This is a genomic window from Cohnella zeiphila (assembly GCF_014212055.1).
Classification (GTDB): Bacteria; Bacillota; Bacilli; order Paenibacillales; family Paenibacillaceae; genus Cohnella; species Cohnella zeiphila.
The window spans coordinates 74572-99271 of the sequence record NZ_JACJVO010000040.1; the positions used below are offsets into that span (position 1 = coordinate 74572).

A 24700-nucleotide genomic window follows, 5' to 3' on the forward strand; every position below is an offset into this window, starting at 1 on the left:
GATGAGATGAGTCTTTACGCCATGCCGTGCAAGATTTTGTTCACGAGCATATCCATCTTCGCGTTCATCGCTTCGTCGTCCACGGAAGCGGCCGTTTCCGCCGTCAACAGCTGCTTTTTTTTCATAAGATAATAATCGAACAAGGCGCCCCGGAGCGTCAAATTCCGCTTCGTCAGGAATATCGGATCGATCAGCTTGCGGAACAGAAGCTCATCCTGCAGCACCAGCAGCGCCGCGTTCTGCCTTTCGAACGCTCCGGCTTCCATGCCGGCTTCGTAGAACGCCTGCAGCTTCTCGTTCCGCGCGCGAATCGCGGCTTCCACCTTCTCGTGCTGCTCGGGCATCGCCTCGCGGAGATCGGAGAGAAACGGCTCGGTGCCGTAATTGGCGATCATCATCGTCTGGGTGAACGTTCGCTGAAATTTCTCCCCGAACGAGATGTTCGGATCCTCCAGATACTCTTGATACAAATCCACGATCTGATCCAGGAAAATCTCGACGATGATCGAGACGATCTCTTCCTTGGAACTGAAATACTTATATAAGGTGGCCTTGGAAATGTCCATATATCGCGCGACATCGTCCATGCGCAGCGATTGGAAACCGGAAGACTTGACCGGATACATCAGCTTGGTGGCGAACTTCATTCGGCATTCCGGATCGACGTAACGTTGTCCAGGCTGCTCCTCCTGCTTCATAAACGTTCTCCCCCTTTTTACTTAGTATAAACAAATCATCCTCCCGGGTAAACCGAGTAAGACGAATTAAACTAAAATCAATAAAAACAGTTTACATAGTCTGAATCGTGGAGTATGATGAAGGCACCCAACACCGAGATTGGGAAAAGGAGAAGAGGGAGAGAAACCATGAATACGACGATCGAGCAAAGTTCCGTTCGATTTTGGCCGATTATGCTCGCGATCTTTTTCGGTTCGTTCCTAAGCGTGCTCGGCATCAGCACGATTAACATCGCGCTTCCGATGCTCATGAACGATTTTCATTCCGACCTGGACACGGTCCAGTGGGTGCTGACCGGGTTCATGCTGTCCCTGGGCGTCGTCGCGCCGCTGACCGGCTATTTGGGCGACAAATTCGGCTACAAAAAATTGTACCTTTACGCGATGGTCGGTTTCGTCGTGTTTTCGCTTCTGTGCGCGTTATCCTGGAACATGTCGTCGCTGATCGCGTTCCGCATTCTTCAGGGCGTATTCAGCGGCCTGGTGCTGCCGGCGACGATGACGATCATCTTCCAGGTGCTGCCGCAGGATAAACAGGCGTTCGCCGTCAGCATCTGGGGGCTGTCCGGGATGCTGGCGCCCGCGTTCGGCCCGACGATCAGCGGCTGGCTGATCGAGCATTACAGCTGGACCGGGCTGTTCTATCTCAACATCCCGATCGGCCTGATCGCTATCGTGTTCATCCAATGGATGATCCCGAACTATCGCATCGGCACCGGTAAAACGCTGGACAAATCCGGGCTGGCGGCCGTCGTCGTCAGCAGCGCGTCTCTGCTGCTCGCGCTGAGCGAAGGGCGCCTGTGGGGCTGGACGTCCGGGCGGACGCTAGGGCTGTTCGCCGTCGGAGCGATCGCGCTTGCGCTGTTTATCCTGCGGGAAGGGAAGGCGCGCCAGCCGCTGCTGGACTTGCGGGTGTTCGCCAATCCCCGCTTTACGCTGACCCTCGTGTCGATGACGATTTTGACGATCAGCATCTATTCCGGTACCTTGCTTGTCCCATTGTATCTGCAGAACGTCGAGCGGGTGAGCGCTCTCGATACGGGCATCATCATGCTCCCGGCTTCCCTGATCATGGCGCTGGCCATGCCCGTGGCCGGCAAGCTGTACGCCCGTCTCGGCCCCCGCTGGCTGACCGTCGGCGGCCTCGTCTTCGTGATCGTCGGCAGCTACGAGCTGACCCGGCTGCAGCCGGACTCCTCCCACGCCTACATCATCCTGTGGATGGCCGTCCGCAACATCGGCGTCTCGCTTGCCGCCGCGGCTGCCAGCACGGCCGGGATGGAGGAGATCCCGCCTCATATGAGCGGCCAGGCTTCCTCCGTGTCGAACTGGGTGCGCAACGTCGGCGGCTCGTTCGCCATCGCGCTGTTCACCTCGCTGCTGCTTTCCCATACGGCGTCTCATTCCACAAGTCTGGCGAGCCAAGGCGAAGCGGCCGATGCCGTACTTCCGCACGCTTATACGATGAGCGTAAACGACGTGTTCCTGCTCGCGACCGTCATCGCCGCCGTCGCGCTCCCGTTCGGCTTGCTGGTCGGCAAGAAGCGGGCTACCCCGTCGAACGTTCCGACCCCGGCCGCTCCCATCGGCGAAGAGCAGTCGGCCTGATCGGCGGCTGCACCCATAAAAGCTTTTTCCTCCGGACCACTCCGCGGGAAAAAGCTTTTTTGCCTCCGATAACCGAAATCCCTTTCGCTCAGGTTGCGGATGGAACCGTTCCTTTTTCCCTCTTTCCATCGAAATCCCGTTCGCTCAGGAATGGTCTCGGCAAGCTATCCTCCTCCCTTAACTTCGAAATCCCTTTCGCTCAGGTCCGCACACCTCCGTTCGATTTTTCGCTTCCCGTCGAAATCCCGCTCGCTCAGGTCCGCACGCAAACGTTTCGTTTCTTCGCTTACAACCGAAATCCCGTTCGCTCAGGCGCACCCGAGACATGTTTTCTTTTCCCTACTTCGAAATCCCTCTCGGTCAGGAAGCTGCGGGCAGCGAGACGCCTTCATTGGGTCTGATGTCGTTCGCCGCCGAGGAGGTGGCAGAGCCTTCCCTGAGGGAAGGGGATTTCGAATTTAAGAGGAAAAAAGAGAAATATGCCGCCTTGCAATTCCCAATATAAGGAAAATAGAGGCAATCGATTTTTATCCCCCGATGAGCGAAAAACAACCTTATTCGCCGCCCGACCCGGAGATATAATGGAGAAGCGAGGAGCGCGTTCTTCCTGTTATAATCAAGCGAGAGCGGCGAGAAGAGAGGACGGCGCGACGATGAGCCTGAGCCGGCGGGTATTTATCGCTTTTTTTATTTTTATCATCGTTCCGCTGTTCGTGCTCGGAACGGTGGCCTACCTCGTCTTTCAGCACATTACGGAAGTGAAGTATACCGAACAGATGGAATTGTCGATGAACGCGATCGGACGCAATTTAAGCAGCATGATCCGCGAAGCGAACTACTTCTCGGATTTTTGGGTGACGACCAAGGACAGCGTGGAGAGCGTGCAGGAGTCGTTCGATAAGAAAAGCAAAGGGGATGCGGCGCCGCCTTCGTCCACGGACGACCCTTATATCGAACAGATGATGGAGAACCAGAAGCTGAGCCAGCGGGTGCTGCTCACGTATCCGGGGATCAAGTCGGTCACGCTCTACCAGAACGACGGCCGCGAAGTCAGCGTCAGGTTCATTCCGGACACTCCGCTGTCCCTGAACGCGCTTCGCCGGAATCCGATTTATGCGGAAGTGCTCAAGAAGAACGGAGCCCCGGTCTGGATCGGACCGAACGAGGACAAGGAGCTGACCGGGGAGAACAATCTGTTTACGCAAATTCGCGTGCTTCTGGATATCGATACGCTGAAAAGCCGGGGCATCCTGGTCATTCGGTTCCAGATGAACGAATTGAACCGAACGTTCGACTTCTATAATACCGGAGCCAGCGGGCACCGCCGGTATTTGATCGTCGGCCGGGGCGGGACGGTCGTCTATGACAGCGGAGCGTCGTTGGAGGGAAAAAAATTCGCCGAAAGCGCCGATTCCGGCCGCAAGCTGGATTTGGAGAGCGGCTTTCAGAGCCGCAAGATGAAGTTCCTCGGCCGCCAAAGTCTCGTGTCCGTCCATAACCTGGGCGACATCCAGCGTTTGGGGGTCGGAGACTGGTCGCTCGTGACGGTGACGGACTGGAAATATTTATCCGGCGATCAGACGAACGTGCTTGTCTGGGTGCTCGGGGTTACGGCCGCCTCGGTCGTTTGCGCGCTGCTGTTCAATCTCATGTTCATCCGGCGGACGATCGGCTTCGTCGTCCGGGTCGTCGCCGCGATGCGCCGCGTAGAGCTGGGGGACTTGACGACGCGAGTGCCGATATCCGGCAACGGAGAGACGGTCATCCTGGCCAAAGGCTTCAACCGGCTGGTCGAACGGGTGTCCGAGCTGGTGGAGGACGTCACGCGCGAGCAGCGGCGCAAGCGAAGAGCCGAGATGATGCTGCTTCAGGCGCAGATCAAGCCGCATTTTTTGTTTAACGCGCTGGAGTCGATCAACATCTTGGCCGTTCGCAACGAGGGGCGCAAAGTGAGCAAGATGGTGCAGCGGCTGGGCAACGTTTTTCGGATCAGCATCCAGCAGAAGGAGGAGATCCGGGTCGACGAGGAGCTCGAGCACCTGCGAAGCTACTTGGAGATTCAGAAGTTCCGCTTCGAGGACCTGTTCGAATACGAGATCGACGTTCCCGAGGAACTGCTCTCCCATTCGATTCTGAAGCTGACGCTTCAGCCTCTCGTCGAGAACAGCATCCAGCACGGATTCGAAGGCATCGATTATTTGGGGAAAATCGCGGTGCGCGGCCGAGCGGAAGGGGACAAGATCGCGTTCTACGTGGAGGACAACGGGATCGGCATTTCGGAAGCGCAGCTCACCCGCTTCGCCTCGAACGGCGTGACGACGCTCGAAGATTGGCCGCACGAAGACTCTCCCGAGACCGGCGAGCGGCGCGGCCTGGGGGTCGGCAACGTGGCGGACCGTCTCCGGATTCATTACGGACCCGGCAACGGGCTGCTTCTGTGCAGCGCGCCGGGCTGCGGCACCGTGATCAAGTGCATTATTCCTAAAGCTGCGGAGGAGGAATCGCATGAAGCTGAAGGTTCTGTTGGTTGATGACGAGATAAATATTCTCAAAAACCTTCAAGCCGTCGTTCCTTGGACGGAGCTCGGCACCGAAGTCGTAGGCTTGGCCCGGAACGGAGAAGCGGCGCTCGAACTGTGCCGGGAACGCCAGCCGGACCTCATCCTGTGCGACATCCGGATGCCGGTCATGGACGGCATCGCGTTCCTCGGCGCGCTGCGGGAGTTCGATCCGGAAGCCCAAGTGATCATGATGACCGGCTATCAGGACTTCAGTTACGTTCGTTCCGTCATCCGCTACGAGATCCGGGACTACGTGCTGAAGCCGATCGACTACGAGGAACTGGAGCGTACGATCGGCCGTCTCGCCGAAGGGATCCGGGAGCGCCGGGCCGAGGAGCAATCGATCCGGAACGAATGGCGGCAGATGTTCCGCCTTGCTTACGAGAGGGTGCTCTACGATCTGCTGATCGACGCCGGCAGCGTGTCGAAATCGCTGCTTCAGATCCGGGAAGCGGCCGGTGACGAGCCCGGGTTCACGATGATGCTGGTCGACGTCGAAGACTATTTGCGCAAAGAATGCCTTTGGGACGAGAAGGAGCGCAAGCTGTGGAATTTCGCGGTCCATAACGTGCTGCAGGAAAATTTGGAGGCGTTCGAAGTTCCCTACTCGGTGCTGCAGGTTCGCAGCGGCGAATGGTGCGTCTTGATCGAGAGGCATACCCCCGATTCGGCCGATTCGGCCGATTGGGATCGGGAGCTGTCGTGGGGGCGGAAGCTGCGCCGGGCGGCGGAGAGTTACTTGAAGCTGAACATCCGGGTGGCGCTGCATCCGGCTCCCGTTGCCTTGGAGCGGCTCGCATCGACTTACCGGGAGCTCCAGCGCTCGCTTCATCTCGGAGGACCGGCCCGGGGCGACATCCTCGTTCCGGAGCGGCCGCAAGGCGTTCGCGACGAGACCGAACGAGTGTGGGACCGCATCGAGGAGATGGTTACGGGACTGAAGCGCTGCGACCGCAAAAAGACGGAAACGGCACTGAAACAATTGAACGACAGCTTCCGGCTTCTGCCGGAGGCGTCGTTCGAGCGGGTCGAGCCGATCTTGCATTACGTCATCTTGCATCTGCTGCGGGAGATGCGGGAGATGGACGTCCTCGGCAGCGGCGACGAGGCGGACTACTGGGCGCAGCTGGACCGTCGGCCGGGCATTCGCGAGACGCTGGCGCTCATCAACCGGCTGGTCGACCGGTCGATCGACAGCGCGATGAAGAAGAAGACGAGCGACGTGCTGATGCTGTCCGCCAAAGATTACATCGAGCGGAACTTGTCTTCGGACCTGAGCATCGATCGGCTGGCCGATTATTTGGGCATCAGCGGCAGCTATTTCAGCCTGCTGTTCAAGCAGCATTTCGGGGACACGTTCGTGGAATACGTCACCAAGCAGCGCATGGAGATGGCCAAGTCGCTGCTCTCCCTCAGCGACAAGAGCGTTACCGCCGTCGGGCAGATGGTCGGTTATGCCGAACGGCGGTATTTCACCCGCGTCTTCAGCAAGTATGCGGGCGTGCTGCCGTCGGAATACCGCGAGCAATCCAAGCGGAAGCCTCAAGAAGCATTTTTGTCCGGGTGGATGAATCCGGACGATTGAATCGGAAAGGTTGCCGCATTCCATAACAAGGAAGGCTCCCGGGCGATCGTTGCGCCGGGAGCCTTCTCCGTTTTTACCGAAATCCGCGAACCTGCAGCCATTCTCCGCAGGCGCGGCTCCAATCGCGAACGCCGGGCGTCTCTTCCGCGAGCCCGAGGCCGTGCCTACCGGATTCGTAGACGTGCAGCTCGTGCGGGACCCGATTCCGGGAGAGCGCCGCGGCGAAGTTCAGGCTGTTCTCCACCGGAACCCCCGCGTCGTCGGCCGTATGCCAGAGGAACGTCGGCGGCGTGTCTTCCGTCACCTGCTCGTCGTTCGACATCAAGTCGACGAGAGCGGGTTCGGGCGACTCTCCGAGCAGCAAGGTGCGGCTTCCTTCGTGCGTATACGGCGGCTTCATCGTGATGACCGGGTAGCAGAGGACCATCAGGTCGGGCCGGCTGCTCATGCGCTCGATCGGATCCGCCGCCTGCGAATCGCCGCCATCGTAGCGGGTTCCCGCGGAGGAGGCAAGGTGGCCGCCGGCGGAGAAGCCGAGAATGCCGATCCGCCGCGGATCGATCCGCCATTCCGTCGCGCGGTGGCGAGCGGTGCGAATCGCCCGCTGCGCGTCCTGCAGCGGAACCGGATGCTTGTAAGGCGCGACCCGATAGTGGAGCACGATGGCGGATACGCCGATGGCGTTCAGCCATTGGGCGATCGGTTCGCCTTCATGGAACGCGCGCATCGCATAGCCGCCGCCCGGGCAGACGATCATTAGGGGATGCGGACCTTCGCCTTGCAGCAGATAAGGGGTGTAGCTCGGACAGACCTCGTTCTGCGCTCCTTCGGAGAGCGCCTGGCCGGGCCATAAAGGAATCGTCTCCATACGGTAAAACCTCCATTGCGTCGATTAAGGACGGGATAGATGCCTGAACATTCCATGACGATCGTACAAGAATCGAATTTTAACTTCAAGCCTTATTTCGCAAAAGGAAAGAACAGCGCTATTCGCAAGGGATGACGACGGTGAAGCAGCTTCCGTGGCCTTTTTTGCCGGAGACCGAGATTTTGCCGTCATGGGGGCGACGATCCACATGGCGATCGACAGCCAGGGCCCATGGCCGTTCTGCCGGCGCGAGCGGCCATCGTTTCGACTGACCGCCCCGGCGGCTGCCCGTTCGTCCATCTTCGACAGCATGCACGCTTCCGTGGCGAACGTTGGCCCGCGGAAGCGTTCTTTGTCGTTTTTTAAGGCGCGGCCTGGCGCTCCGGTATGTTATAATAACGGGCAGGACAAGGATGGGGAGGAGTCGCCTGCATGTCTTATTCCCGTACCCGCTCGCGCCGGGAAGCCAGGCAAAAGATGCGCCGGCTGCTGTATGTCAACGTTACGATGCTGGCGGTCGTTCTGCTGATCGGAGGGCTGCTCGCTTACCGATGGCTGCACGGAGGCGGATCCGAGATGCTGTCCGGCCTGTTCCGGCCGGCGCCAAGCCACCATTCGGCGGCTCCTCCGACGGACGGGCCGAATCCGGCCGCCGATTCGGCGCTCCCCGACGGAAGCGGCGCTGAGAACGGGGGAACGCTCCCCGATGGAGACGGCTCGGAAGATGGCGGGGGGCTCTCCCTTCCGGACGGTTCGCCGGCGCCGCAGGACGGAGGCGGGTCCGCGAACGAAGCGACGCTGGCGTTCGTCGGGGACCTGCTGCCAGCATCCAAGGTCGGCGACCTGATGGACAAGAACGGCGTCGATTATCCGTTCGCGAAGGCGATGGACACGCTCCGATCGGCCGATTTAACGGCCGGCAACCTGGAGACGCCTTTGACGAACCGGGGAACCCCGGCCGAGAACAAGCAGTACGTTTTCCGCGGCAAGCCGGAATACGCCGCCGGGATTAAGGACGCGGGCTTCGACGTGCTGACGCTGGCCAACAACCATACGCTCGACCAGGGCTGGGAAGGGCTGCAGGATACGATGGACGCCCTGAACGAACAAGGGCTTCAGCATGTCGGCTCCGGCGTCGACGATACCGAGGCGTTTACGCCCGCTTACCTGGAAGCCGGCGGCATCCGGTTCGCCTTCATCGGCGTCTCCAACGTCGTGCCCGAGGTCGGCTGGAAGGCCGACAAGAACCATCCCGGCGTCGCCGAGACGTACGACACGACGCGCGCGGTCGCCGCGATTCGCGATGCCAAGAAGCTGGCCGACGTCGTCGTGGTGATGGTGCACTGGGGCAAGGAGCGGAGCCAGGAGCCGATTCCGGTTCAGGTGAGCGTCGGCCATACGTTCATCGACGCGGGAGCGGATCTCATCATCGGCAGTCATCCGCATGTGCTCCAAGGCTTCGAATATTATAAAAAGAGATGGATCGCCTACAGCCTCGGCAACTTCGTGTTTACGACGAACGGCGATTCCGTTACGCAGCAGACGGGCGTGCTCAAGGCCCGCTGCGCCAAAGACGGGCAGTGCGGATTGACGTTCGAGCCGATGTACTCTTCGAATTCGCAGCCGGCTCCGATGGACGCCGAAGAAGGGCGGCAGCTTCTGGCCAGCCTGTCTTCCCTGTCGATCGGCGCGCGGATCGGCGAGGACGGCAGCATCACTCCGCTTGCCGAGAGTGGGGAGGAGACGCCTTGACGGCGATGACGGAACGGGTCGCGGAGCGCGCGCGGCTTCATCCGTGCGTGGCTCATCGCGGCTGGTCCGGCGGCGCGCCGGAGAACACGATCGCAGCTTTCCGGCTTGCGCTCAGCGAGCCGGAAGTTCGCTGGCTGGAGCTGGACGTTCACTTATCCAAAGACGAAGTGCCCGTCGTCATTCACGACGGCAAGCTGAACCGGACGACGAGCGGGAAGGGCAGGGTGGCGGAGAGAACGGCGGCGGAGCTCGCCCGGACGGATGCCGGCAGCTGGTTCCACCCGGTCTACGGGGAAGAGACGATTCCGACGCTGGAGGAAGTGCTTCGGCTCGCCTGCGGCCGCAGCCATCTCAACATCGAGCTGAAGGAAGGGCCGAACGGCAAGCTGCTCGCCCGCCGGACCGTAGAGATGATTCGTTCGCACCGGATGGACGCGGACGTCGTCATTACTTCGTTCGACCGGCGATTGATCCAGGAAGTGAAGCGCGTCGCGCCCGAGATCGCCACCGGACTCATTCTCGACCGAAGACCGCGGGGGCTCGTCCCGCTGCTGCAGTCGCTGCAGGCGTCGATGTTGTCGCTCCAATACGATATGCTGAGCGAATCGCTGCTGAGGGAGACGGCCGACGCCGGCATCCGCGTCATGGTCTGGACGGTGAACGATCCGGGCGCGCTGCTGCGGCTGACGGCCATGCCCCAGCCTTTTCTTATCTGCACCAATTATCCGGACCGCTGGCTCGCGGCCGTAAAGGAAGGATCCTAGAAGATGAACGCTGCCCGTATCCCCGCCGCCGCCAACGTCTATTGCGTCGGCCGCAATTATCGCCTGCACGCCGCCGAGCTCGGCAACGAAGTTCCCGAATCGCCGATGATTTTCACGAAGCCGACGCATGCGCTCGTGCCATGGGAGGGCGAAGTGGCCCTCCCGGGCTCGTTCGGGGCCGTTCATTACGAAGCCGAGCTGGTGCTGCTCCTGGACCGGCCCTACCGGCCCGACCGTCCGCTGGACGAGCAGATCAGCCATTTTACGATCGGTTTGGATTTTACGCTGCGCGACGTTCAGGATAAGCTCAAGGCGAAAGGGCATCCGTGGCTGGAAGCGAAAGGCTTCAAGAATGCGGCCGGTCTCGGCCGATGGATGCCGTATCCGGGCTATGCCGAAGTGGCCGAGCGCGATTTCGTTCTGAAGCTGAACGGGAAGGAAGCGCAGCGCGGCAACGTGAAGGAGATGGTATTCGGCTTCGAGGCGCTCGCCGCTTTCGTCGGGAGCCGCTTCGGCTTCGGGGAAGGCGATTTGCTCTTCACCGGCACGCCCGCGGGCGTCGGGGCGCTGACCTCCGGCGACCGGCTCGTCTTGGAATGGGACGGCGAGACGGTCGGAGACGCCGTGGTCGTTCTGTAACGGACGGCACGGCCTTTTCATAAACGAAGCTCGATTTTCCGGGAGACGGCCGTCTCCCGGATTTTTTTTAGGAGCAAAAGAACTCCGGGAATAGAATCTTATCCCTCAATTGCGGATTTGACGTCCTTACAGATTGCCCGATCCCGCTTACAATGAGGGTGTAGCTACGATCCGAACACGAACTTATGGGAGGTCCCGCGAGTGAAAAAGAAAGTCGCATCCGCAATGGCCGTTTCGGCCGCCCTGTCCGTTTTTCTGGCCGCCTGCGGCAGCAATGGCGATAATGGCAATGGAGCGAACGCCTCCCCGTCGTCGTCCCAGCCCGCAGCTTCCGACGCCAGCCCCAGTCCCAGCCCCAGCGCATCCGCGCCGGCCTCCGAGTCCGCCTCGCCGGAGAAGGCGGAGAACTTCACCGTCTCGCTCCGGCACATTCAGATCGGCGACGCGCAGAAGTTCCGCAAGGCGATTCTCGACGACGTCGTCAAGAAGACGGAGTCGGAAGTGCCCGGCCTCAAATTCGAGCTGGACGGCGTCGAGGACAGCGTCAACCGCTTCACGAAGCTGCCCGCCGAGATGGCCGCCGGCAATCCGCCCAAGATCATGGACATCTTCGGCGGCGCGGGGGATACCCAGAAGTACGCCAAGGCGGGACGGCTGCTCGATCTGACGCCGATTCTCGACGAACTCGGGCTCAAGGACAAATTCCTGAACGTGCTCGAACCTTTCTCCGTGGACGGCAAGGTGTACGGCCTGCCGATCGGCGGCAACACCGAGGGCATCTTCTACAACACAGACATTTTCGCCAAATACAACTTGAACCCTCCGACCACGTGGGACGATCTGATCAAGGCGGCCGACACGCTCAAGAAAAACAACGTCGCTCCGTTCGCCGCCGGCTCAAAGGACGCCTGGGTGCCCAACATGCTGGTCAACACGCTGATCGGCCGCATCGCCGGCGAGAATACGAATTCGGGCTTCATTACCGGCCAGTCCAAATGGAATTCGCCGGACGTCGTCGCCGCCTATCAAATGATCGCGGATTGGGAGAAGAAAGGCTATTACCCCAAAGGCGAGCTGGGCAAAGCGTACGCCGACATGCTGACGGACTTCGTGGCGGGCAAGGCGGGCATGATGTTCGACGGCTCCTGGCGCTCCTCGGCGTTCAAGGACGACGCGGTCGGCAAGGACATCTCCGGCAAAGTCGCTTTCGTCAGCCTGCCGCCGATCCCGAACGGCAAAGGCAACCAAACGTCCGTCAACGCCAACTACGGCGAAGGCTACGGTTTCTCGTCCGACCTGAACGAGAACGAATTGAAGGCGGTCAAAGCGTTCATCAAGAACATGTACAGCGACGAGATGCAGCTGCGCGGCCTGCTGGAGGACGGCGTGCTGCCGTCGATGAAGCTGTCCGACGAATCGATCGCCCAGGTGACCGATCCGGTCGTCAAGCAGGTCCTCGACGTGCTCAAGAACGCCGGCACGACGTTCCCGCACTTCGACTCCGTCGTGCAGTCGAAGGTGTACACCGAGACCGAGACGCAGCTGACGAAGCTGATCGCGGGCAAAGCCACGCCGCAGGAAGTCGGCAACGCGATCCAGAAGGCGCAGGACGCGGAGAACGCGGCCGCGGCGAAATAAGCCGGCATCGGCACAGGAGACGCCGTCCGCCCGAGCGGGCGGCGTCTTCCGCTTAAAGCCGATGGAAGGCGGGGGAGGAACCATGAGAAGCACGCTGAAAAATCCGTATGTCTACCTGTTGTTCGTCCTTCCGACGATCGCGCTGTACTTCCTGTTTTTCATCTATCCGATGCTGACCTCGTTCTATTACGGGTTTACGAACTGGAACGGCCTCGATACGAAGGATTACGTCGGCTTCGCCAACTTCGCGAACGCCTTCAAGGACGCCGACTTTCGCCATTCGATCCTGAACAACCTGATCATTCTGCTGTTCTCCTGCTGCATCCAAGTGCCGCTGATCATCGTGTGCTCGCTGCTTATCAGCGGGGTCAAGCGGCTGCAGGGCTTCTACAAAACGACGGTGTTCATGCCGTCCATCCTGTCGACATCGGTCATCGGCATTTTGTGGGGCTTCATTTACGATCCCGACGTCGGGCTGCTGGACAAGACGCTTCGGTCGCTGGGCGCGCCGACGATCTACTGGCTGGCCGATACGAATTGGGCGCTTCCCGCGATTCTGATCACGAACGCCTGGCAATGGATGGGCTTCTATATCGTGCTTATTCTGGCGGCGATTCTCGCCATTCCGAGAGAGATCGACGAAGCCGCGAGGATCGACGGCGCGACCGGACCGCAGCGGGCCTGGTATTTGACCGTGCCGCTCATCAAGCCGATCATCAACGTCGTCATCATGCTCTCGATCGCCGGCGCGCTGCGCGTCGTCGACATCGTGCTGGTCATGACCGGCGGCGGTCCGGCCGGAGCGACGGACGTGATGGCTTCCTACATGGTGAACAAGGCGATCAAGTACAGCGATTACGGCTACGGCACGGCGTTGTCGATCATCATCTTCGCCTTCGCGCTCGTGCTGACCGCTTTATACCAGATCTTGTTCGCGAGACGGCAGGAAAGGGTGGAGTTCTGATGACGCCGACGCTTCGCAAATCGATTCCTCACATCCTCATGATGGCCTACGTCGTCGTCATCCTCGCGCCGTTCCTGTTTATTCTGTTCTCCTCGTTCAAGGCGGATAACCTCGCGATTGCGCTGCATCCGTTCGGATTGCCCAAGAAGTGGGAATTCGAAAACTATCGCGAAGCGTGGGTCAAAGCCAAGATCAACGTGTACTTCTTCAACAGCCTTTACCTGGCGTTCAGCTCGGCCGTCGTCGGGGTGCTGATGGCCGCCGCCACCGCGTTCGCGCTCGTGCGGATGAAGTTCGGGCGCATCAGCGCGTGGATCTACCAATTCGTGCTGATCGGGATGCTGATCCCCGGCAACGTGCTGTTTATCGCGCAGTACCTGCTCGTGCAGAAGCTGGGCATCCTCGGCACGCACTGGTCGCTGTTCCTCCCGTATACGGCCGGGGCGCTCCCGTTCAGCGTGCTGCTCATCTGCGCGTTCATGCGATCGATCCCGCGCGAGCTGGAGGAAGCGGCGATCGTCGACGGCATGAACGTGCTGCGGATGTTCGGGCAGATCGTCCTGCCGCTTACCGTCCCGGCGCTCGTCACCGTGTTCATCGTCAACTTTCTCGGCAACTGGAACGAATATTTGCTGTCCTTCTTCTTCATCAGCAAGGATTCGCTTCGCACGCTCCCGGCCGGCATGGTGCAGTTCCGCGACGCGTTCCAGACGAATTACGCGCTCATCTGCACCGGAATCGTGTTCAGCGTGCTGCCGGTTCTCGTTCTGTACATGTTCCTGCAGCGGAAAATCATCGAGGGCCTGACCGCGGGCAGCATCAAGGGCTGACTCGCGCGGCGCGGTTATGCTTCCGAAAAAGAAAAAGCCTTCGCGACCGCCCGCCGTTCCGAAGGCTTTTTCGCCGTTCATCCGCTTACGGCAGCGCGATGCCGTCCGTGCGGTCTTCGCCGTGGATCTTCTGGAAGATGACGCCGCGCGTCCAGTTCATCGGGTCCACCAGGTAAGTGCCCAGATCGTTTCGCTGCCCGCCGAAGCTGCTGTTCGTGCTTCCGTACGTAATCTTTTCGGGATCTTTCTCTTCGTAGGCAAAATAGTAGGAATCCCCGAAGTCGTCCGGCTTCTTCCCGATCTCGTTCTCCCCGAAGTCTCCTTTCTGCCATTTGACTTCGGCGATGCCGTCCTTCGTAATAACGACGTACGATGTGATGCCGTCGCGCTCCATCAAGTAGCGGGTTGCCTCGCCTTTAGGGAACGTATACGTGATCCTCGAGCCGCGGCTGTTGGAGGTCAGTTTGCCGCCGGTATACTCCAGCGGAAGCCGGACCGCGACGCTCCGGGCGTTGTCCAGGTCGGCGGTGCGCAGCAAGTCGTAGTTGTATTGGCCGGTCGGCGTGCGCAGGAACACCAGATTCGCCCGGTTCCCGTAGGTCATTGTTGCGCCAAGATACTTCTTCAGGAACTGGAGGGAGACGAACGTGCGCCCTTTGGCGGACAGTACCGGCGAGTCCAAGGTGACGGTCTTGCCGTCCACGGTCGCTTTGCTCGAACCTGCTTTGAGCCGGAGCTTATCGCCTGTCGTCGTTTTCGTAACGATCGTATAGCCTTTGTCGAATCCGTAGCGGAAATACTGGGGGTCCTTGAAATCGGAGAGCGGAACATAGGCGCGATTCCCGTGAACCAGAACGCTGCCGTCCAGTTTACCGTCTACGTACACGTAAACGGGGGGAGCGGCGGTCTGCGCTCCGGCGGCCGAGGCTGCGCCGAACACGCCCAAGGCGACGCCGAGCGCCAGCGCGGATAGGGTCCATCTTTTCAATCCCTTCATCCTCCCATGCGATTGGTGAATATTCAGTCTTCTAGACAGAATATATGGGGGAGCGGGCGAGGCTAGTTCTGGAAAAAAACGGTTCGAAAAGCGGAGGGGGATTTGCGTATGGCAGACGCCGATGAGACAATGGAGCCACCCGATAGAAAGGAGGCGCGAATCCCCATGGAATCCGCACCTCGAGTCGAATCTTTCCCGCCATTCGCGGACGACCGATCCCGCATCGTCATCCTCGGCAGCATGCCGGGAACGGCATCCTTGCGGGCTTATCAATATTACGGCAATCCGCGAAACTACCTGTGGCGGCTGCTTTACGCTCTGCATGACGCCGGCGAGCCGGCGGAGCGGTATGAGGACCGGCTCGCGTTCGCCGCCGGCCGGGGGATCGCGCTTTGGGACGTCCTCGCATCCTGCGTTCGCCCCGGCAGTCTGGACAGCGACATCCGCGAAGCGGTTCCGAACGACATTCCCGGACTGCTCCGGCGGTATCCGGGCATCCGGGTGCTCGCCTGCAACGGCAGCAAGTCGTACGGCGAGATCGGCAGGCGGTACCGGGAAGCGCCCGAGCTGGAAGGGAAGACGGTCATCCGCCTGCCCTCGTCCAGCCCGATCCCGACGCCGTCCTACCGCGGCTTCGAGGATCGGCTGGACGCCTGGCGGGAGCTGCTCGGGCCTTATTTGACGAAATAGCGCTCCGGTGCTCGACCCGCTCGACCCCTATCTGCACCGCAGCGGCGGAGCCGAATCAGATCGCCCAGTTGCCTTGGCGGAACAGCTGGATTTCCTGGCCGTCCGCCGTCACGCCGAAGATGTCCAGCTCGGCCGAGCCGATCATGAAGTCGACGTGCGTAAGGCTGGTGTTCAGGCCTTTCGCTTTCAGCTCCTCCTGCGACATTTTGGTGCCGCCTTTCAGGTTGAACGCATAAGCGCTGCCGATGGCCAGGTGGCAGGAGGCGTTCTCGTCGAACAGCGTGTTGAAGAACAGAATGCCCGTTTGCGAGATCGGAGACTGATGGGGGACGAGCGCCACTTCGCCGAGATAATGGGAGCCTTCGTCCATCTCGACGAGATTGCGGAGCGTGTCTTCGCCTTTCTCCGCTTTGACGCCGACGATCCGCCCGTTCTCGAACGTCAGCGAGAAGTTGTCGATCAGGTTGCCGCCGTAGCTGAGCGGCTTCGTGCTGGACACCGTGCCGTTCACGCCGGAAGCGAGCGGGGCGGTGAACACTTCCTCGGTCGGCATGTTGGCGACGAATCCCGTGCCCGCCTCGTTCTCGCTGTCGGCGGCGACCCACAGATGGCCCTCCGGGAGCTCGATCGTCAGATCGGTTCCGGGAGCGGCGTAACGAAGCTTCTTGAATTGCTTGGCGTTCAGGAAGTCCGACTTCGCGTTCAGCGTGCGGATATGCTCCTCCCAAGCGGAGACCGGGTTGTCGCGCTCGGCTCTGACCGTGTGGAAGATCGCTTCCCACAGCTTGGCGACCTGCTCCTCTTCCGGTACGTTCGGGAACACCTTGGCGGCCCATGCGGGGGACGGGGCGGCGACGACGCACCAGCTGAACTTGTTCGACTGCGTGTATTGGCGGTATTTGGCCATCGTCTTGCCGTACGTCTTCTGATGGTTGACGATCCGCTCCTGCGGCACTCCCTTGAGCAGGTCCGGATCGGATGAGACGACGCTGATGACGGCCGCGTTGTTCTCGGCCAGTTCGAGCATCTCGCCCGCATACCATTTGGGCTCTTCCAGGAACACCTCGTCTGCGGCCTTGTCGTAGCGAAGCCGGGCGATCGTGTCGTCGCTCCAGTTGACCTTGACCAGGGCGGCCCCGGCATCGTATCCCTTGCGCGCGATTTCCCGCACGAGCTCGGCGGCGTCGAGCGTGGCGTTGACGACGAGCTTTTGCCCTTTCTGCAGGTTGACGCCGACCTGGACGATCAGTTCCGCATAGCGTTCCAGATTTTGTTGATGGTTGTTCATGGACTTGATGTTCCCTCCTCGCGTCCGGGAGTAAGCTCCCGAAGATTAGCTTTACTATATCACAGAGAACGCGCCAATAAAAAAACGGACAAGGGGTTATCCCTTGTCCGTCAATCGTTCGCGAATGTCGAGCAGCTGCGGCAGCTTCGCGAAAAAGGCGTCTACGACGGCCGGGTCGAAATGCTTGCCCCGCTCTTCGCGGAACAGCCGCTCGATTCTCTCCAGCGGCCAGGCCGCCTTATACACCCGCTCGGCGCTAAGCGCGTCGAACACGTCCGCCACGGCCGTGATCCGCCCGTACACGTGAATCTCCTCGCCCTTCAATCCGTTCGGGTATCCGCCGCCGTCCCATTTCTCGTGGTGCTGCTCGGCGACGATCGATGCCGCCCGAAGCAGTTCCCGGCGCGAGCCTTTCAGCAGCTGTCGGCCGATTCTCGTATGGGACTTGATGATCTCGTATTCCTCGTCGGTCAGCTTGCCCGGCTTGTTCAGCACCGCGTCGGGAATGCCGACTTTGCCGATATCGTGCATCGGCGACACGGTGCGAAGCAGCTCCGCTTCCTTAGGGGACAGGCCGAGCGCCAGCGCGAGCACGTAGGAATATTCCGCCACCCGCTTGACGTGGTTGCCGGTCTCCTTGGAACGCATCTCGCCGATTTCGCCCATCGTGGCGATAATCTCCCGCTGGGTGTCGACGATCTCCTGGTGGAGCATGACCGATTCGAGCGACTTGCCGGCATAAGAGGCGGCCAGGGACAGCAGCTCCATATCCTTGGAAGTGAACTTGGCGGTCTCGGTCATCTTGTTGATGGCTTGGTACGCTCCGATCACGGTCCCGTCGTTATTGCGGAAAGGGATCGTGATGATCGACTTCGACACGTATCCGGTCTTCCGGTCATTATCCGGATTGTGGCGGGGGTCGAGATAAGCGTCTTCGATGATGATCGGCTCCCCGGATGCGATGGCATGACCGACCAGCCCGGTCCCGGCCGGAATGCGAATCTCCCGAACTCCGTGAGCGACCGTCGTGTACACTTCCTGCTTCGCTTCGTCGATCAGCCATACCGTGCAGCGGTCGGCGACGATCAGCTCGCGGCCCATGTTCGCCATATAGACGAGCACGTTCTCGAGCCTCGTCTCGCCGGTGATCTTGGCCATATAATCGAAAATAACGGCCAACAGCTCTTCCGAACTCAAATCCGTCTTGAGCAACGTCCCCACTCCACTCTTTCCTCTATGCCCGATGGTATTCGTGGCGAACGGGGTCGAATCCTGCCGATCTCCAGGTCTATCCTCGAATTATTTTCCGTAAGTATCCAATTTGTACTCTTGAATGGGACCTAGAGAATCCGCGAGAGGTTTTTATGATACGGAAAAAACAAGAAGCGCCCCGAAGACGGAATCGTTCCGTTTCCCTTCGGGGCGTCGGGCGTTAGGAGGCGGCAAGGCGCGAAGGGCAGAGCGGGGTTAAGGCATTGCCGTTACCAGCCGCTTCGCTCCCGCAGTGACACGATCTGAGCGACATGATGACGACCATGCCAGGCGAAGAAGGCGAGCGCTTTGTCCAGCGTCCAGGGACCGCTTGCCGGATGGACGAACGTCCGGGCGTAATCGGTCTCGCTCATGGAGCGAAGCAGGGTCAGCCATCGTTCGTACAGCCCCGAGATCAGCGCGAGCGAAGGGGCGAGCGGCAGCTTGGAATCGGGCAGCGCGGCCCAAGCCGCTTCCTCGAACGGCTTGATCGGCGGCGCGTCTTCCGTAAGCGCGAGCTTGACCCGCATGTAACCGTTCAGCGACGCGTCGGCAAGATGGTGCGCGACTTGACGGGGCGTCCAGCCGCCCGGGCGATACGGCGTATCCAATTGCTCGTCTCCAAGGCCTTCGATCGCGCGCCGCAGCTCTTCCGGTACCGACGCAAGCTCGTCGATCCAGCGCTGCCGCTGCTCCGCGTCGGCGTTTGCCGCAGGGGGCTCGAACTCCCCGATCGGATACTTCCAAGAATCCATTCGTTTCCCCTCCCATGAAGCTGTTATTCAAAAAAAGACGAGACCGGGGCCGCTCCCGTTTCGATGGAACGTGCCGCCGGTCTCGCCGACGAATTACCGGTTTTGCGTCAGCTTCTCCATCTCGTCGAGCAGCCCCTCGAACACGCTCATCGCTTGCTCGATCGGCTCCGGAGAGGACATGTCGACGCCGGCTTTCTTCAAGATGTTGATCGAATAGTCGCTGCCGCCGCTCTTGAGGAAGCCGAGGTAGCGGTCGACGGCCGGCTGGCCTTCGTCGAGAATCTGCTTGGCGAAGCTGGTCGCCGCCGAGAACCCGGTCGCATACTTGAACACGTAGAAGCTCGTGTAGAAGTGGGGGATGCGGGCCCATTCCATCTCGATGTCCTTGTCGACCGTAACGTCTTTCCCGTAATACTTGACGTTCAGATCGTAATAAATTTGGCACAGCTCCTGAGGTGTGAGCGCTTCGCCTTCCTCCGCCTTCCGGTGGATGATCTTCTCGAACTCCGCGAACATCGTCTGGCGGAACACCGTCGTGCGGAATTGGTCGGCGTAGTAGGTGAGCAGATACATTTTCTCCTTCGGATCGGTCGACTTGTGCAGCAGATGATCCATGAGCAGCGCCTCGTTCAGCGTGGAGGCGACTTCCGCCAGGAAGATCGTGTACTGCGCGTCGCGGTATTCGTTGTTCGCGTCCGAATAGAACGAATGCATGGCGTGGCCCATCTCGTGCGCGAGGGTAAACATGCTGTTCAGGTTGTCTTTATGGTTGAGCAGCACGTAAGGATGCGTGCCGAACGCTCCCCAGCTGTAGGCGCCGCTGCGCTTGCCTTCGTTCTCGTAGACGTCGATCCAACCGTTGTCGAAGCCGCCCTGCAGCTCCTTGCGGTATTCGTCGCCGAGCGGGGACAGGCTCTCGAACACCGTTTTCTTCGCTTGGTCGTAGGAGACCTCCATGTCGAATTCGTCCACGAGCGGCGCGAAAAGGTCATACATATGAAGCTCGTCGACCTTGAGCAGCTTCTTGCGCAGCGCCATATAACGGTGCATGAGCGGCAGATGCTTATGGATCGTGGCGATCAGATTGTCGTACACGCTCACGGGAATGTTGTCGCCGAACAGGGACATCTCCAGGGCGGACGGATAATGGCGGGCGTTCGCGTAGAAAAGGTTCTTCGTCACGTTCGCATTCAAAGTGGCCGCGAGCGTGTTGCGCCATTTCCCGTACGTGTCGTACATCGCCTTGAACGCGTCTCTGCGAACGTCGGCGTTGCGGCTCTCCAGGAACTGGATGTAGCGCCCGTGGGTCAGCTCGACTTCCTCGCCTTGCTCGTTCTTGACTTTCGGAAACTTCATGTCGGCGTTGTTCATCATGCCGAAGATCGTCCCCGGCGCCTGCGAGACGTTGCCGACCTGGGCCAGCAGCGCTTCTTCGCCCTTCGAGAGAATGTGCGGCTTCTGGCGGAGCATCTGCTCGAGCGTATGCTTGTATGTAACGTTCAGCTGCGGATTTTGAATAAGCTGTTTCAGTTCGTCCTCGGACAAAGCCAAAATTTCCGGCGTGATGAACGACAGTGCTTCATTCACTTCGACGCTCAGCTTTTTCGCTTTCTCGGAGAGAGATTGGTTCTTGCTGTCGGCCATGTCTTCGTGGTGGCGCATATTGGCGAAGACGTACAGCCGTTCCGCCGACAAGCTCATGTCGTCTTCCAGCGCGAAGCAATCCGAGATCGAAGCCGCATCTTTCAGTTTGCCTTGAAAGCTCGCGATCTGCCCGATCTGCTTGCGCACTTTGCCGTATTCGGCGTCCCACTCGGCTTGGCTGGCGAACAGGTCCTCCAGCTTCCAACGGAACTCCTGCGGCGTTTCACTGCGTTTCGGCACATGGTTCATGGGCTTGTATGGCCTCCTTTGGGAGATGGAATCGCGGGAATCCGGCTGCGCCTTCGCCGTCCCGGCGTGGGCGGGGGGCGGGGCGAGCGGCTCCGCGGCAAAGCCTAGCAACGACAAAGCCGCCAAAGCGGCGGCGGTCGGCAGGACATACGTTTTCATCGACGGGCCTCCCAGGATCTGGATAGGTTTACCGCCCATAGTATGTCCATCCGTCCGCTCATTATGAGAGAGCGGACTTCGCGATTACGCTCCCGCCGTAACCAAGCTGTACACGATCAGGAAGAAAGCGAACAGCACGAGAGCCAGGGAGACGATTGCCATTCCCCGGCGCAGCCGCTCGGGAATCGACCGGCGCTGCCAGATGAGAATGACCGCGAGCCCGAAGGCGGCGATGGCGAAAATAAGCGTAGCGCTGTAATCCAAAAGCGGGAAGCCTCCTTAAATATCGCGCAGAGCCGCCAGCGTCTCCCGAAGCTGGTCCTCGCCCCGCGGGAAATCTTCCGCCCGGAAATGACGCTCCGCCCAGTCCATCATCTCCGCGCGGCTGAGGAATTTATGGCATTCCTCGCCCCATTGCTCGGAGATTTCGCGGACGACGAGCGTCTTGCCCTGCACTTCGACGGTCAGCATGTTGTAAGAATCGTGTTTGTAAATGACGTGTTTGGCGAACATGGATCGTTTCTCCCTGCGCCGCCGGTTGGCGATTTTTTACTTTATCATAGAAGAGATGGCGGCAGAAAGCAACGTTTCGGCGGGGATAAAGGACGTTTGCGGCTCTTTCGGCGAACATCTTGACATCGGGCCGAATGTATGCGAATGATAGGAGAAGTCCGGGGAGCCGGACGATTTGCCAGAGTAGAACCAAGAGCAGTACGAGCCGAGAGGAGAAGAGCGGAGATGAGCGGAGAAGAGATGCGACAAGACAAGCAACAAGACAAACAACAAGACAAGCGATTGCCGGAGTATCCCCAAACGGGGGTTGCTTCCACATGCCGGTCCTACCGGGAGTACTTGGCCATGTTCGGGCTTCAGGAAGCCGATCTTCGGCGAGGCGCCGTCCTCGACGTCGCCGGGGGAGCGTCGTCGTTCACCGCGCGGCTGCGCGCGATGGGCATCGAGGCGTTCGCCGCGGACCCTTTTTACGGAGGGGACAGGGAAGCCGTCGTCGAAAACGCGCGGCGGGAAGCGGAGGCCGCGGAGGCCAAGATCGAAGCGCTGAAGGAGATTTACGACTGGAGCTTCTACGGATCGCCGGAGGGGCATCGCATCATGCGGAAGGAAGCCTGCGAGGAGTTTGCCGGGCACTTCCTTTCGGAGGAGGGGACCGGCCGCTACGTTGCGGCATCCGTGCCCCGGCTGCCGTTCGCGGACGGCTTCTTTCGCACCGTCGTGTGCAGCCACTTCCTGTTCCTGTACGGGGACCGGTTCGACCTCGCCTTCCATCGCGACGCCGTGGCGGAAATGCTGCGGGTGACGGCTCCGGGCGGAGAAGTCCGCGTCTATCCGCTGGTCACGCTTCAGTGGGAGGAGTCTTCGTTCGTCGGCGCGATCATGGCGGAAATGGAAGAGACGGCCGCGGCGAGCTTGGTCCCCGGCAGCCTGCCGTTTATTCCGGTTAAAAGCCCGGTACTCGTGCTAAGAAAGCGCTGACGAAACAAGCCGGAACAAAACGTTCACATATTGCGTCTTGACAAAGGATCGGTTATAATGGTGACATTCGCCGACCGACGGCGAGATTTTAGGAGGTTTTTCATTTGAGAGGAACAGTTAAGTGGTTTAACGCAGAGAAAGGCTACGGCTTCATTTCCGTAGAAGACGGCAACGACGTATTTGTTCACTTCTCTGCGATCCAAGGCGAAGGCTTCAAGACCTTGGAAGAAGGTCAAGCGGTTGAATTCGAAATCACGCAAGGCAACCGTGGACCGCAAGCATCCAACGTGGTGAAACTGTAAGTCTCGCAATCGCGAAGACTTATCGCATATCACGAACGAGAGCGCTAGGACAAAACCTCCGGCTTGAGGCCGGGGGTTTTTTCGTCGTTGGTTTGCTCGTTGCGGCCGGCTTGTTCCCCGCTTCAATCGCCCGCGACCGCCGCGCTTTGCCGGGATCGGCATCCGTCGGACGGCGGGGCCGAGGGAACGAGCTTTACCCCTAACGAATCTCAGCGGCGCTATTCCTGCAAAATCGAGGATCGGTCACACGTAACGAATCGTACAGACCTTATGCGGGCAAATGATGGCCGATTACCGGATGAAATGGGCCAATAAGGCTTCTACGATTCGTAAGAACGCAAACCTGCCTCTTTTTCACAAAATAAGATCGTGTGGTTTCGTTAGCGAGTGAAGTCGGTGCAAGCTTGGATCTCCGGCGCGGTACGCCATTCGCCGTCGCCTTAACGTTCGCCCGTAAACATGGCATGCGGACCGTTCGCAGATGTTATGCTGCCGACATCAAGTCGCAGACCGCTACTCCCACTGAGCGCGGACCATTAGTCTAGGGCGATCCATCGCTTTTTCGCCGGTGTACGGAGGGGGAGGATGGCGCTGCGAGAAGGCCGTGAGACGGCACCAAACCGCCGTCCGAAGCGAACCGGCCGCCGAGCAAGCGTTATTCTGCTTGTCCGGCGCCGGAAGTCCTCAGACGGAGTCGGCCGTGTGCTCCGTTTCCCCGCGAAGGCGCACCCGCACCCACATCCGCAAAGCGCTCTCGATCGTGCCGCCGCCGAGGCAGACGTCGCCGTCGTAGAACACGACGGCTTGGCCGGGCGTGATCGCCTTCTGCGGCTCGTCGAAGTCGACGCGGTACGTGCCGTCCTCCTGAGCCGTGACAGTCACCCCTTGATCCGGCTGACGATACCGGAACTTCGCCGTGCAGCGCATCGGCTTCGCCGGATCGCCGCCGGGCCGGATCCAGTTGACGCCGCTCGCGATGAGTCCCGTCGAGTAAAGGCTCGGATGGCGGTCGCCCTGTACGACGTACAGCACGTTCGCCTCCAAATCCTTGTCGGCGACGAACCAGGGTTCGCCGCTGCCCGAACCGCCGATGCCGAGCCCTTGCCGTTGCCCGAGCGTGTAATACATCAGCCCGTCATGCCGGCCTTTGACTTCGCCGCTCGCGAGATCGACCATGTTTCCCGGCTTGGCGGGCAAGTATTGGCCCAGGAACTCCTTGAAGTTCCGTTCGCCGATGAAGCAGACGCCGGTGCTGTCCTTCTTCTTGGCGGTGGCGAGTCCCGCTTCCTCCGCGATCCGGCGCACTTCCGGCTTCGGCAGATGGCCGATCGGGAACATCGCCTTCGACAGCTGCTCCTGGTTCAGCGCGTGCAGGAAATACGTCTGGTCCTTGTTCCCGTCGACGCCCCTGAGCAAGCGATATTCCCCGTCGGCGAGCTCCACGCGGGCGTAGTGGCCGGTGGCGATGACGTCGGCGCCGAGGTCCAGCGCTTTTTGCAGGAATTCGCCGAACTTGATCTCGCGGTTGCACATGACGTCCGGGTTCGGCGTGCGTCCGCGGCGATACTCTTCGAGGAAATACTCGAACACTTTGTCCCGGTACTCGTCCTCGAAGTTGACGGTATAGTAGGGGATGCCGATCTGATCGCAGACGCGGCGGACGTCTTCGGCGTCGGTCTCGGCCGTGCAGACGCCGAACTCGTCGGTGTCATCCCAGTTTTTCATGAAAATGCCGATAACGTCGAACCCCTGCCGCTTGAGCAGCAGAGCGGTGACGGAAGAGTCGACTCCTCCGGACATGCCTACGACGACGCGCGTCGAGGCGGGATCGGCAAACCGTGCGTCCATCCGATTCATCTCCTTGAATCCGTTGAATCTTTGAACTTATCGAGCCTGAACCTCGTCTTATTATCCGAGCGAGTATTCCT

At 60.1% G+C, this 24700-nt stretch carries 22 protein-coding genes; 12 read left to right on the forward strand and 10 right to left on the reverse strand.

What is annotated here, in order from left to right; translation table 11 throughout:
* Window positions 1-14 precede the first annotated feature (14 nt).
* On the reverse strand, window positions 15-698 hold the full coding sequence (locus H7C18_RS29490; RefSeq protein WP_185132707.1) for a TetR/AcrR family transcriptional regulator: 684 nt from the start codon (window positions 696-698) through the stop codon (window positions 15-17).
* Between the two features lie 168 nt (window positions 699-866).
* On the opposite strand from H7C18_RS29490, the gene H7C18_RS29495 reads away from it, so the two are divergent.
* The 3 genes from H7C18_RS29495 to H7C18_RS29505 all read left to right on the forward strand — a co-directional run bounded on the left by H7C18_RS29495 (window position 867) and on the right by H7C18_RS29505 (window position 6491).
* Window positions 867-2345: an MDR family MFS transporter gene (locus H7C18_RS29495; protein ID WP_185132708.1), complete on the forward strand. Its 1479-nt coding sequence runs from the start codon at window positions 867-869 to the stop codon at window positions 2343-2345.
* 653 nt (window positions 2346-2998) lie between these two features.
* Complete coding sequence (locus H7C18_RS29500; protein ID WP_185132709.1) at window positions 2999-4876, forward strand: cache domain-containing sensor histidine kinase; 1878 nt, start codon at window positions 2999-3001, stop codon at window positions 4874-4876.
* A complete protein-coding gene (locus tag H7C18_RS29505) occupies window positions 4851-6491 on the forward strand; it encodes a response regulator (RefSeq protein ID WP_185132710.1) in 1641 nt (546 codons plus the stop codon). Before H7C18_RS29500 ends, H7C18_RS29505 begins: the two co-directional genes overlap by 26 nt.
* A 73-nt stretch (window positions 6492-6564) precedes the next feature.
* Here the strand turns inward: H7C18_RS29505 and H7C18_RS29510 are convergent, their stop codons facing one another.
* Entirely contained in the window at window positions 6565-7359 is a 795-nt protein-coding gene (locus H7C18_RS29510) for an alpha/beta hydrolase (protein WP_185132711.1), read from the reverse strand.
* 432 nt (window positions 7360-7791) lie between these two features.
* Between H7C18_RS29510 and H7C18_RS29515 the strand changes: the two genes are divergently transcribed.
* The 6 genes from H7C18_RS29515 (at window position 7792) to H7C18_RS29540 (ending at window position 13946) form a co-directional block, all read left to right on the forward strand.
* Window positions 7792-9111, forward strand: coding sequence for a CapA family protein (locus tag H7C18_RS29515; protein ID WP_185132712.1), 1320 nt, complete (start codon window positions 7792-7794; stop codon window positions 9109-9111).
* A gap of 5 nt (window positions 9112-9116) precedes the next feature.
* A complete protein-coding gene (locus H7C18_RS29520; RefSeq protein ID WP_185132733.1) occupies window positions 9117-9875 on the forward strand; it encodes a glycerophosphodiester phosphodiesterase in 759 nt (252 codons plus the stop codon).
* A gap of 3 nt (window positions 9876-9878) precedes the next feature.
* Entirely contained in the window at window positions 9879-10514 is a 636-nt protein-coding gene (locus H7C18_RS29525) for a fumarylacetoacetate hydrolase family protein (protein ID WP_185132713.1), read from the forward strand.
* 201 nt (window positions 10515-10715) lie between these two features.
* Window positions 10716-12152 carry an extracellular solute-binding protein gene (locus tag H7C18_RS29530; RefSeq protein WP_185132714.1) on the forward strand — a complete coding sequence of 479 codons (1437 nt, stop codon included), beginning with the start codon at window positions 10716-10718 and terminating at the stop codon, window positions 12150-12152.
* An 82-nt stretch (window positions 12153-12234) separates the two neighbouring features.
* Window positions 12235-13116, forward strand: a complete 882-nt coding sequence (locus H7C18_RS29535; RefSeq protein WP_185132715.1) for a carbohydrate ABC transporter permease — start codon at window positions 12235-12237, stop codon at window positions 13114-13116.
* Entirely contained in the window at window positions 13116-13946 is an 831-nt protein-coding gene (locus H7C18_RS29540) for a carbohydrate ABC transporter permease (RefSeq protein ID WP_185132716.1), read from the forward strand. The genes H7C18_RS29535 and H7C18_RS29540 overlap by 1 nt, the downstream gene beginning before the upstream one ends.
* Before the next feature lie 85 nt (window positions 13947-14031).
* Here H7C18_RS29540 and H7C18_RS29545 read toward each other — a convergent pair whose 3' ends face one another.
* Window positions 14032-14934, reverse strand: a complete 903-nt coding sequence (locus H7C18_RS29545) for a copper amine oxidase N-terminal domain-containing protein (protein WP_185132717.1) — start codon at window positions 14932-14934, stop codon at window positions 14032-14034.
* A 174-nt stretch (window positions 14935-15108) separates the two neighbouring features.
* Between H7C18_RS29545 and H7C18_RS29550 the strand changes: the two genes are divergently transcribed.
* The gene (locus tag H7C18_RS29550) at window positions 15109-15633 is read left to right on the forward strand and encodes a DNA-deoxyinosine glycosylase (protein WP_185132718.1); all 525 of its coding nucleotides are present in this window, start codon (window positions 15109-15111) and stop codon (window positions 15631-15633) included.
* A gap of 55 nt (window positions 15634-15688) precedes the next feature.
* Here the strand turns inward: H7C18_RS29550 and H7C18_RS29555 are convergent, their stop codons facing one another.
* The 6 genes from H7C18_RS29555 to H7C18_RS29580 form a co-directional block, all read right to left on the reverse strand.
* Window positions 15689-16921 carry an aminopeptidase gene (locus H7C18_RS29555; RefSeq protein WP_185132719.1) on the reverse strand — a complete coding sequence of 411 codons (1233 nt, stop codon included), beginning with the start codon at window positions 16919-16921 and terminating at the stop codon, window positions 15689-15691.
* Between the two features lie 96 nt (window positions 16922-17017).
* Window positions 17018-18142 carry an HD domain-containing phosphohydrolase gene (locus H7C18_RS29560; protein ID WP_337913924.1) on the reverse strand — a complete coding sequence of 375 codons (1125 nt, stop codon included), beginning with the start codon at window positions 18140-18142 and terminating at the stop codon, window positions 17018-17020.
* 260 nt (window positions 18143-18402) lie between these two features.
* On the reverse strand, window positions 18403-18927 hold the full coding sequence (locus tag H7C18_RS29565; protein WP_185132720.1) for a YfiT family bacillithiol transferase: 525 nt from the start codon (window positions 18925-18927) through the stop codon (window positions 18403-18405).
* 93 nt (window positions 18928-19020) lie between these two features.
* The gene (gene pepF / locus H7C18_RS29570) at window positions 19021-20820 is read right to left on the reverse strand and encodes an oligoendopeptidase F (protein WP_185132735.1); all 1800 of its coding nucleotides are present in this window, start codon (window positions 20818-20820) and stop codon (window positions 19021-19023) included.
* Between the two features lie 243 nt (window positions 20821-21063).
* Window positions 21064-21243 carry a hypothetical protein gene (locus H7C18_RS29575; RefSeq protein WP_185132721.1) on the reverse strand — a complete coding sequence of 60 codons (180 nt, stop codon included), beginning with the start codon at window positions 21241-21243 and terminating at the stop codon, window positions 21064-21066.
* 15 nt (window positions 21244-21258) lie between these two features.
* Window positions 21259-21492, reverse strand: a complete 234-nt coding sequence (locus tag H7C18_RS29580; RefSeq protein ID WP_185132722.1) for a hypothetical protein — start codon at window positions 21490-21492, stop codon at window positions 21259-21261.
* A 225-nt stretch (window positions 21493-21717) separates the two neighbouring features.
* Here H7C18_RS29580 and H7C18_RS29585 point away from each other — a divergent pair, with 225 nt between their 5' ends.
* Window positions 21718-22470 carry a class I SAM-dependent methyltransferase gene (locus H7C18_RS29585; RefSeq protein WP_185132723.1) on the forward strand — a complete coding sequence of 251 codons (753 nt, stop codon included), beginning with the start codon at window positions 21718-21720 and terminating at the stop codon, window positions 22468-22470.
* Window positions 22471-22574: 104 nt separating this feature from the next.
* Window positions 22575-22772: a cold shock domain-containing protein gene (locus tag H7C18_RS29590; RefSeq protein WP_080840638.1), complete on the forward strand. Its 198-nt coding sequence runs from the start codon at window positions 22575-22577 to the stop codon at window positions 22770-22772.
* A 684-nt stretch (window positions 22773-23456) separates the two neighbouring features.
* On the opposite strand, the gene mnmA is transcribed toward H7C18_RS29590, so the two are convergent.
* Window positions 23457-24620 carry a tRNA 2-thiouridine(34) synthase MnmA gene (gene mnmA, locus H7C18_RS29595; protein ID WP_185132724.1) on the reverse strand — a complete coding sequence of 388 codons (1164 nt, stop codon included), beginning with the start codon at window positions 24618-24620 and terminating at the stop codon, window positions 23457-23459.
* Window positions 24621-24700: the final 80 nt, after the last annotated feature.

Excerpts from the sequence above, each read along its gene's own strand:
- mnmA (WP_185132724.1), bottom strand. The coding sequence starts at position 24,620 with ATGGACGCACGGTTTGCCGATCCCGCCTCGACGCGCGTCGTCGTAGGC.
- H7C18_RS29540 (WP_185132716.1), top strand. The coding sequence starts at position 13,116 with ATGACGCCGACGCTTCGCAAATCGATTCCTCACATCCTCATGATGGCC.
- H7C18_RS29585 (WP_185132723.1), top strand. The coding sequence starts at position 21,718 with ATGAGCGGAGAAGAGATGCGACAAGACAAGCAACAAGACAAACAACAA.
- H7C18_RS29525 (WP_185132713.1), top strand. The coding sequence starts at position 9,879 with ATGAACGCTGCCCGTATCCCCGCCGCCGCCAACGTCTATTGCGTCGGC.
- H7C18_RS29550 (WP_185132718.1), top strand. The coding sequence starts at position 15,109 with ATGGAATCCGCACCTCGAGTCGAATCTTTCCCGCCATTCGCGGACGAC.
- H7C18_RS29490 (WP_185132707.1), bottom strand. The coding sequence starts at position 698 with ATGAAGCAGGAGGAGCAGCCTGGACAACGTTACGTCGATCCGGAATGC.
- H7C18_RS29520 (WP_185132733.1), top strand. The coding sequence starts at position 9,117 with ATGACGGAACGGGTCGCGGAGCGCGCGCGGCTTCATCCGTGCGTGGCT.
- H7C18_RS29580 (WP_185132722.1), bottom strand. The coding sequence starts at position 21,492 with ATGTTCGCCAAACACGTCATTTACAAACACGATTCTTACAACATGCTG.
- H7C18_RS29510 (WP_185132711.1), bottom strand. The coding sequence starts at position 7,359 with ATGGAGACGATTCCTTTATGGCCCGGCCAGGCGCTCTCCGAAGGAGCG.
- H7C18_RS29565 (WP_185132720.1), bottom strand. The coding sequence starts at position 18,927 with ATGGATTCTTGGAAGTATCCGATCGGGGAGTTCGAGCCCCCTGCGGCA.
- H7C18_RS29555 (WP_185132719.1), bottom strand. The coding sequence starts at position 16,921 with ATGAACAACCATCAACAAAATCTGGAACGCTATGCGGAACTGATCGTC.
- H7C18_RS29535 (WP_185132715.1), top strand. The coding sequence starts at position 12,235 with ATGAGAAGCACGCTGAAAAATCCGTATGTCTACCTGTTGTTCGTCCTT.
- H7C18_RS29500 (WP_185132709.1), top strand. The coding sequence starts at position 2,999 with ATGAGCCTGAGCCGGCGGGTATTTATCGCTTTTTTTATTTTTATCATC.
- pepF (WP_185132735.1), bottom strand. The coding sequence starts at position 20,820 with ATGAACCATGTGCCGAAACGCAGTGAAACGCCGCAGGAGTTCCGTTGG.
- H7C18_RS29505 (WP_185132710.1), top strand. The coding sequence starts at position 4,851 with ATGAAGCTGAAGGTTCTGTTGGTTGATGACGAGATAAATATTCTCAAA.
- H7C18_RS29515 (WP_185132712.1), top strand. The coding sequence starts at position 7,792 with ATGTCTTATTCCCGTACCCGCTCGCGCCGGGAAGCCAGGCAAAAGATG.
- H7C18_RS29495 (WP_185132708.1), top strand. The coding sequence starts at position 867 with ATGAATACGACGATCGAGCAAAGTTCCGTTCGATTTTGGCCGATTATG.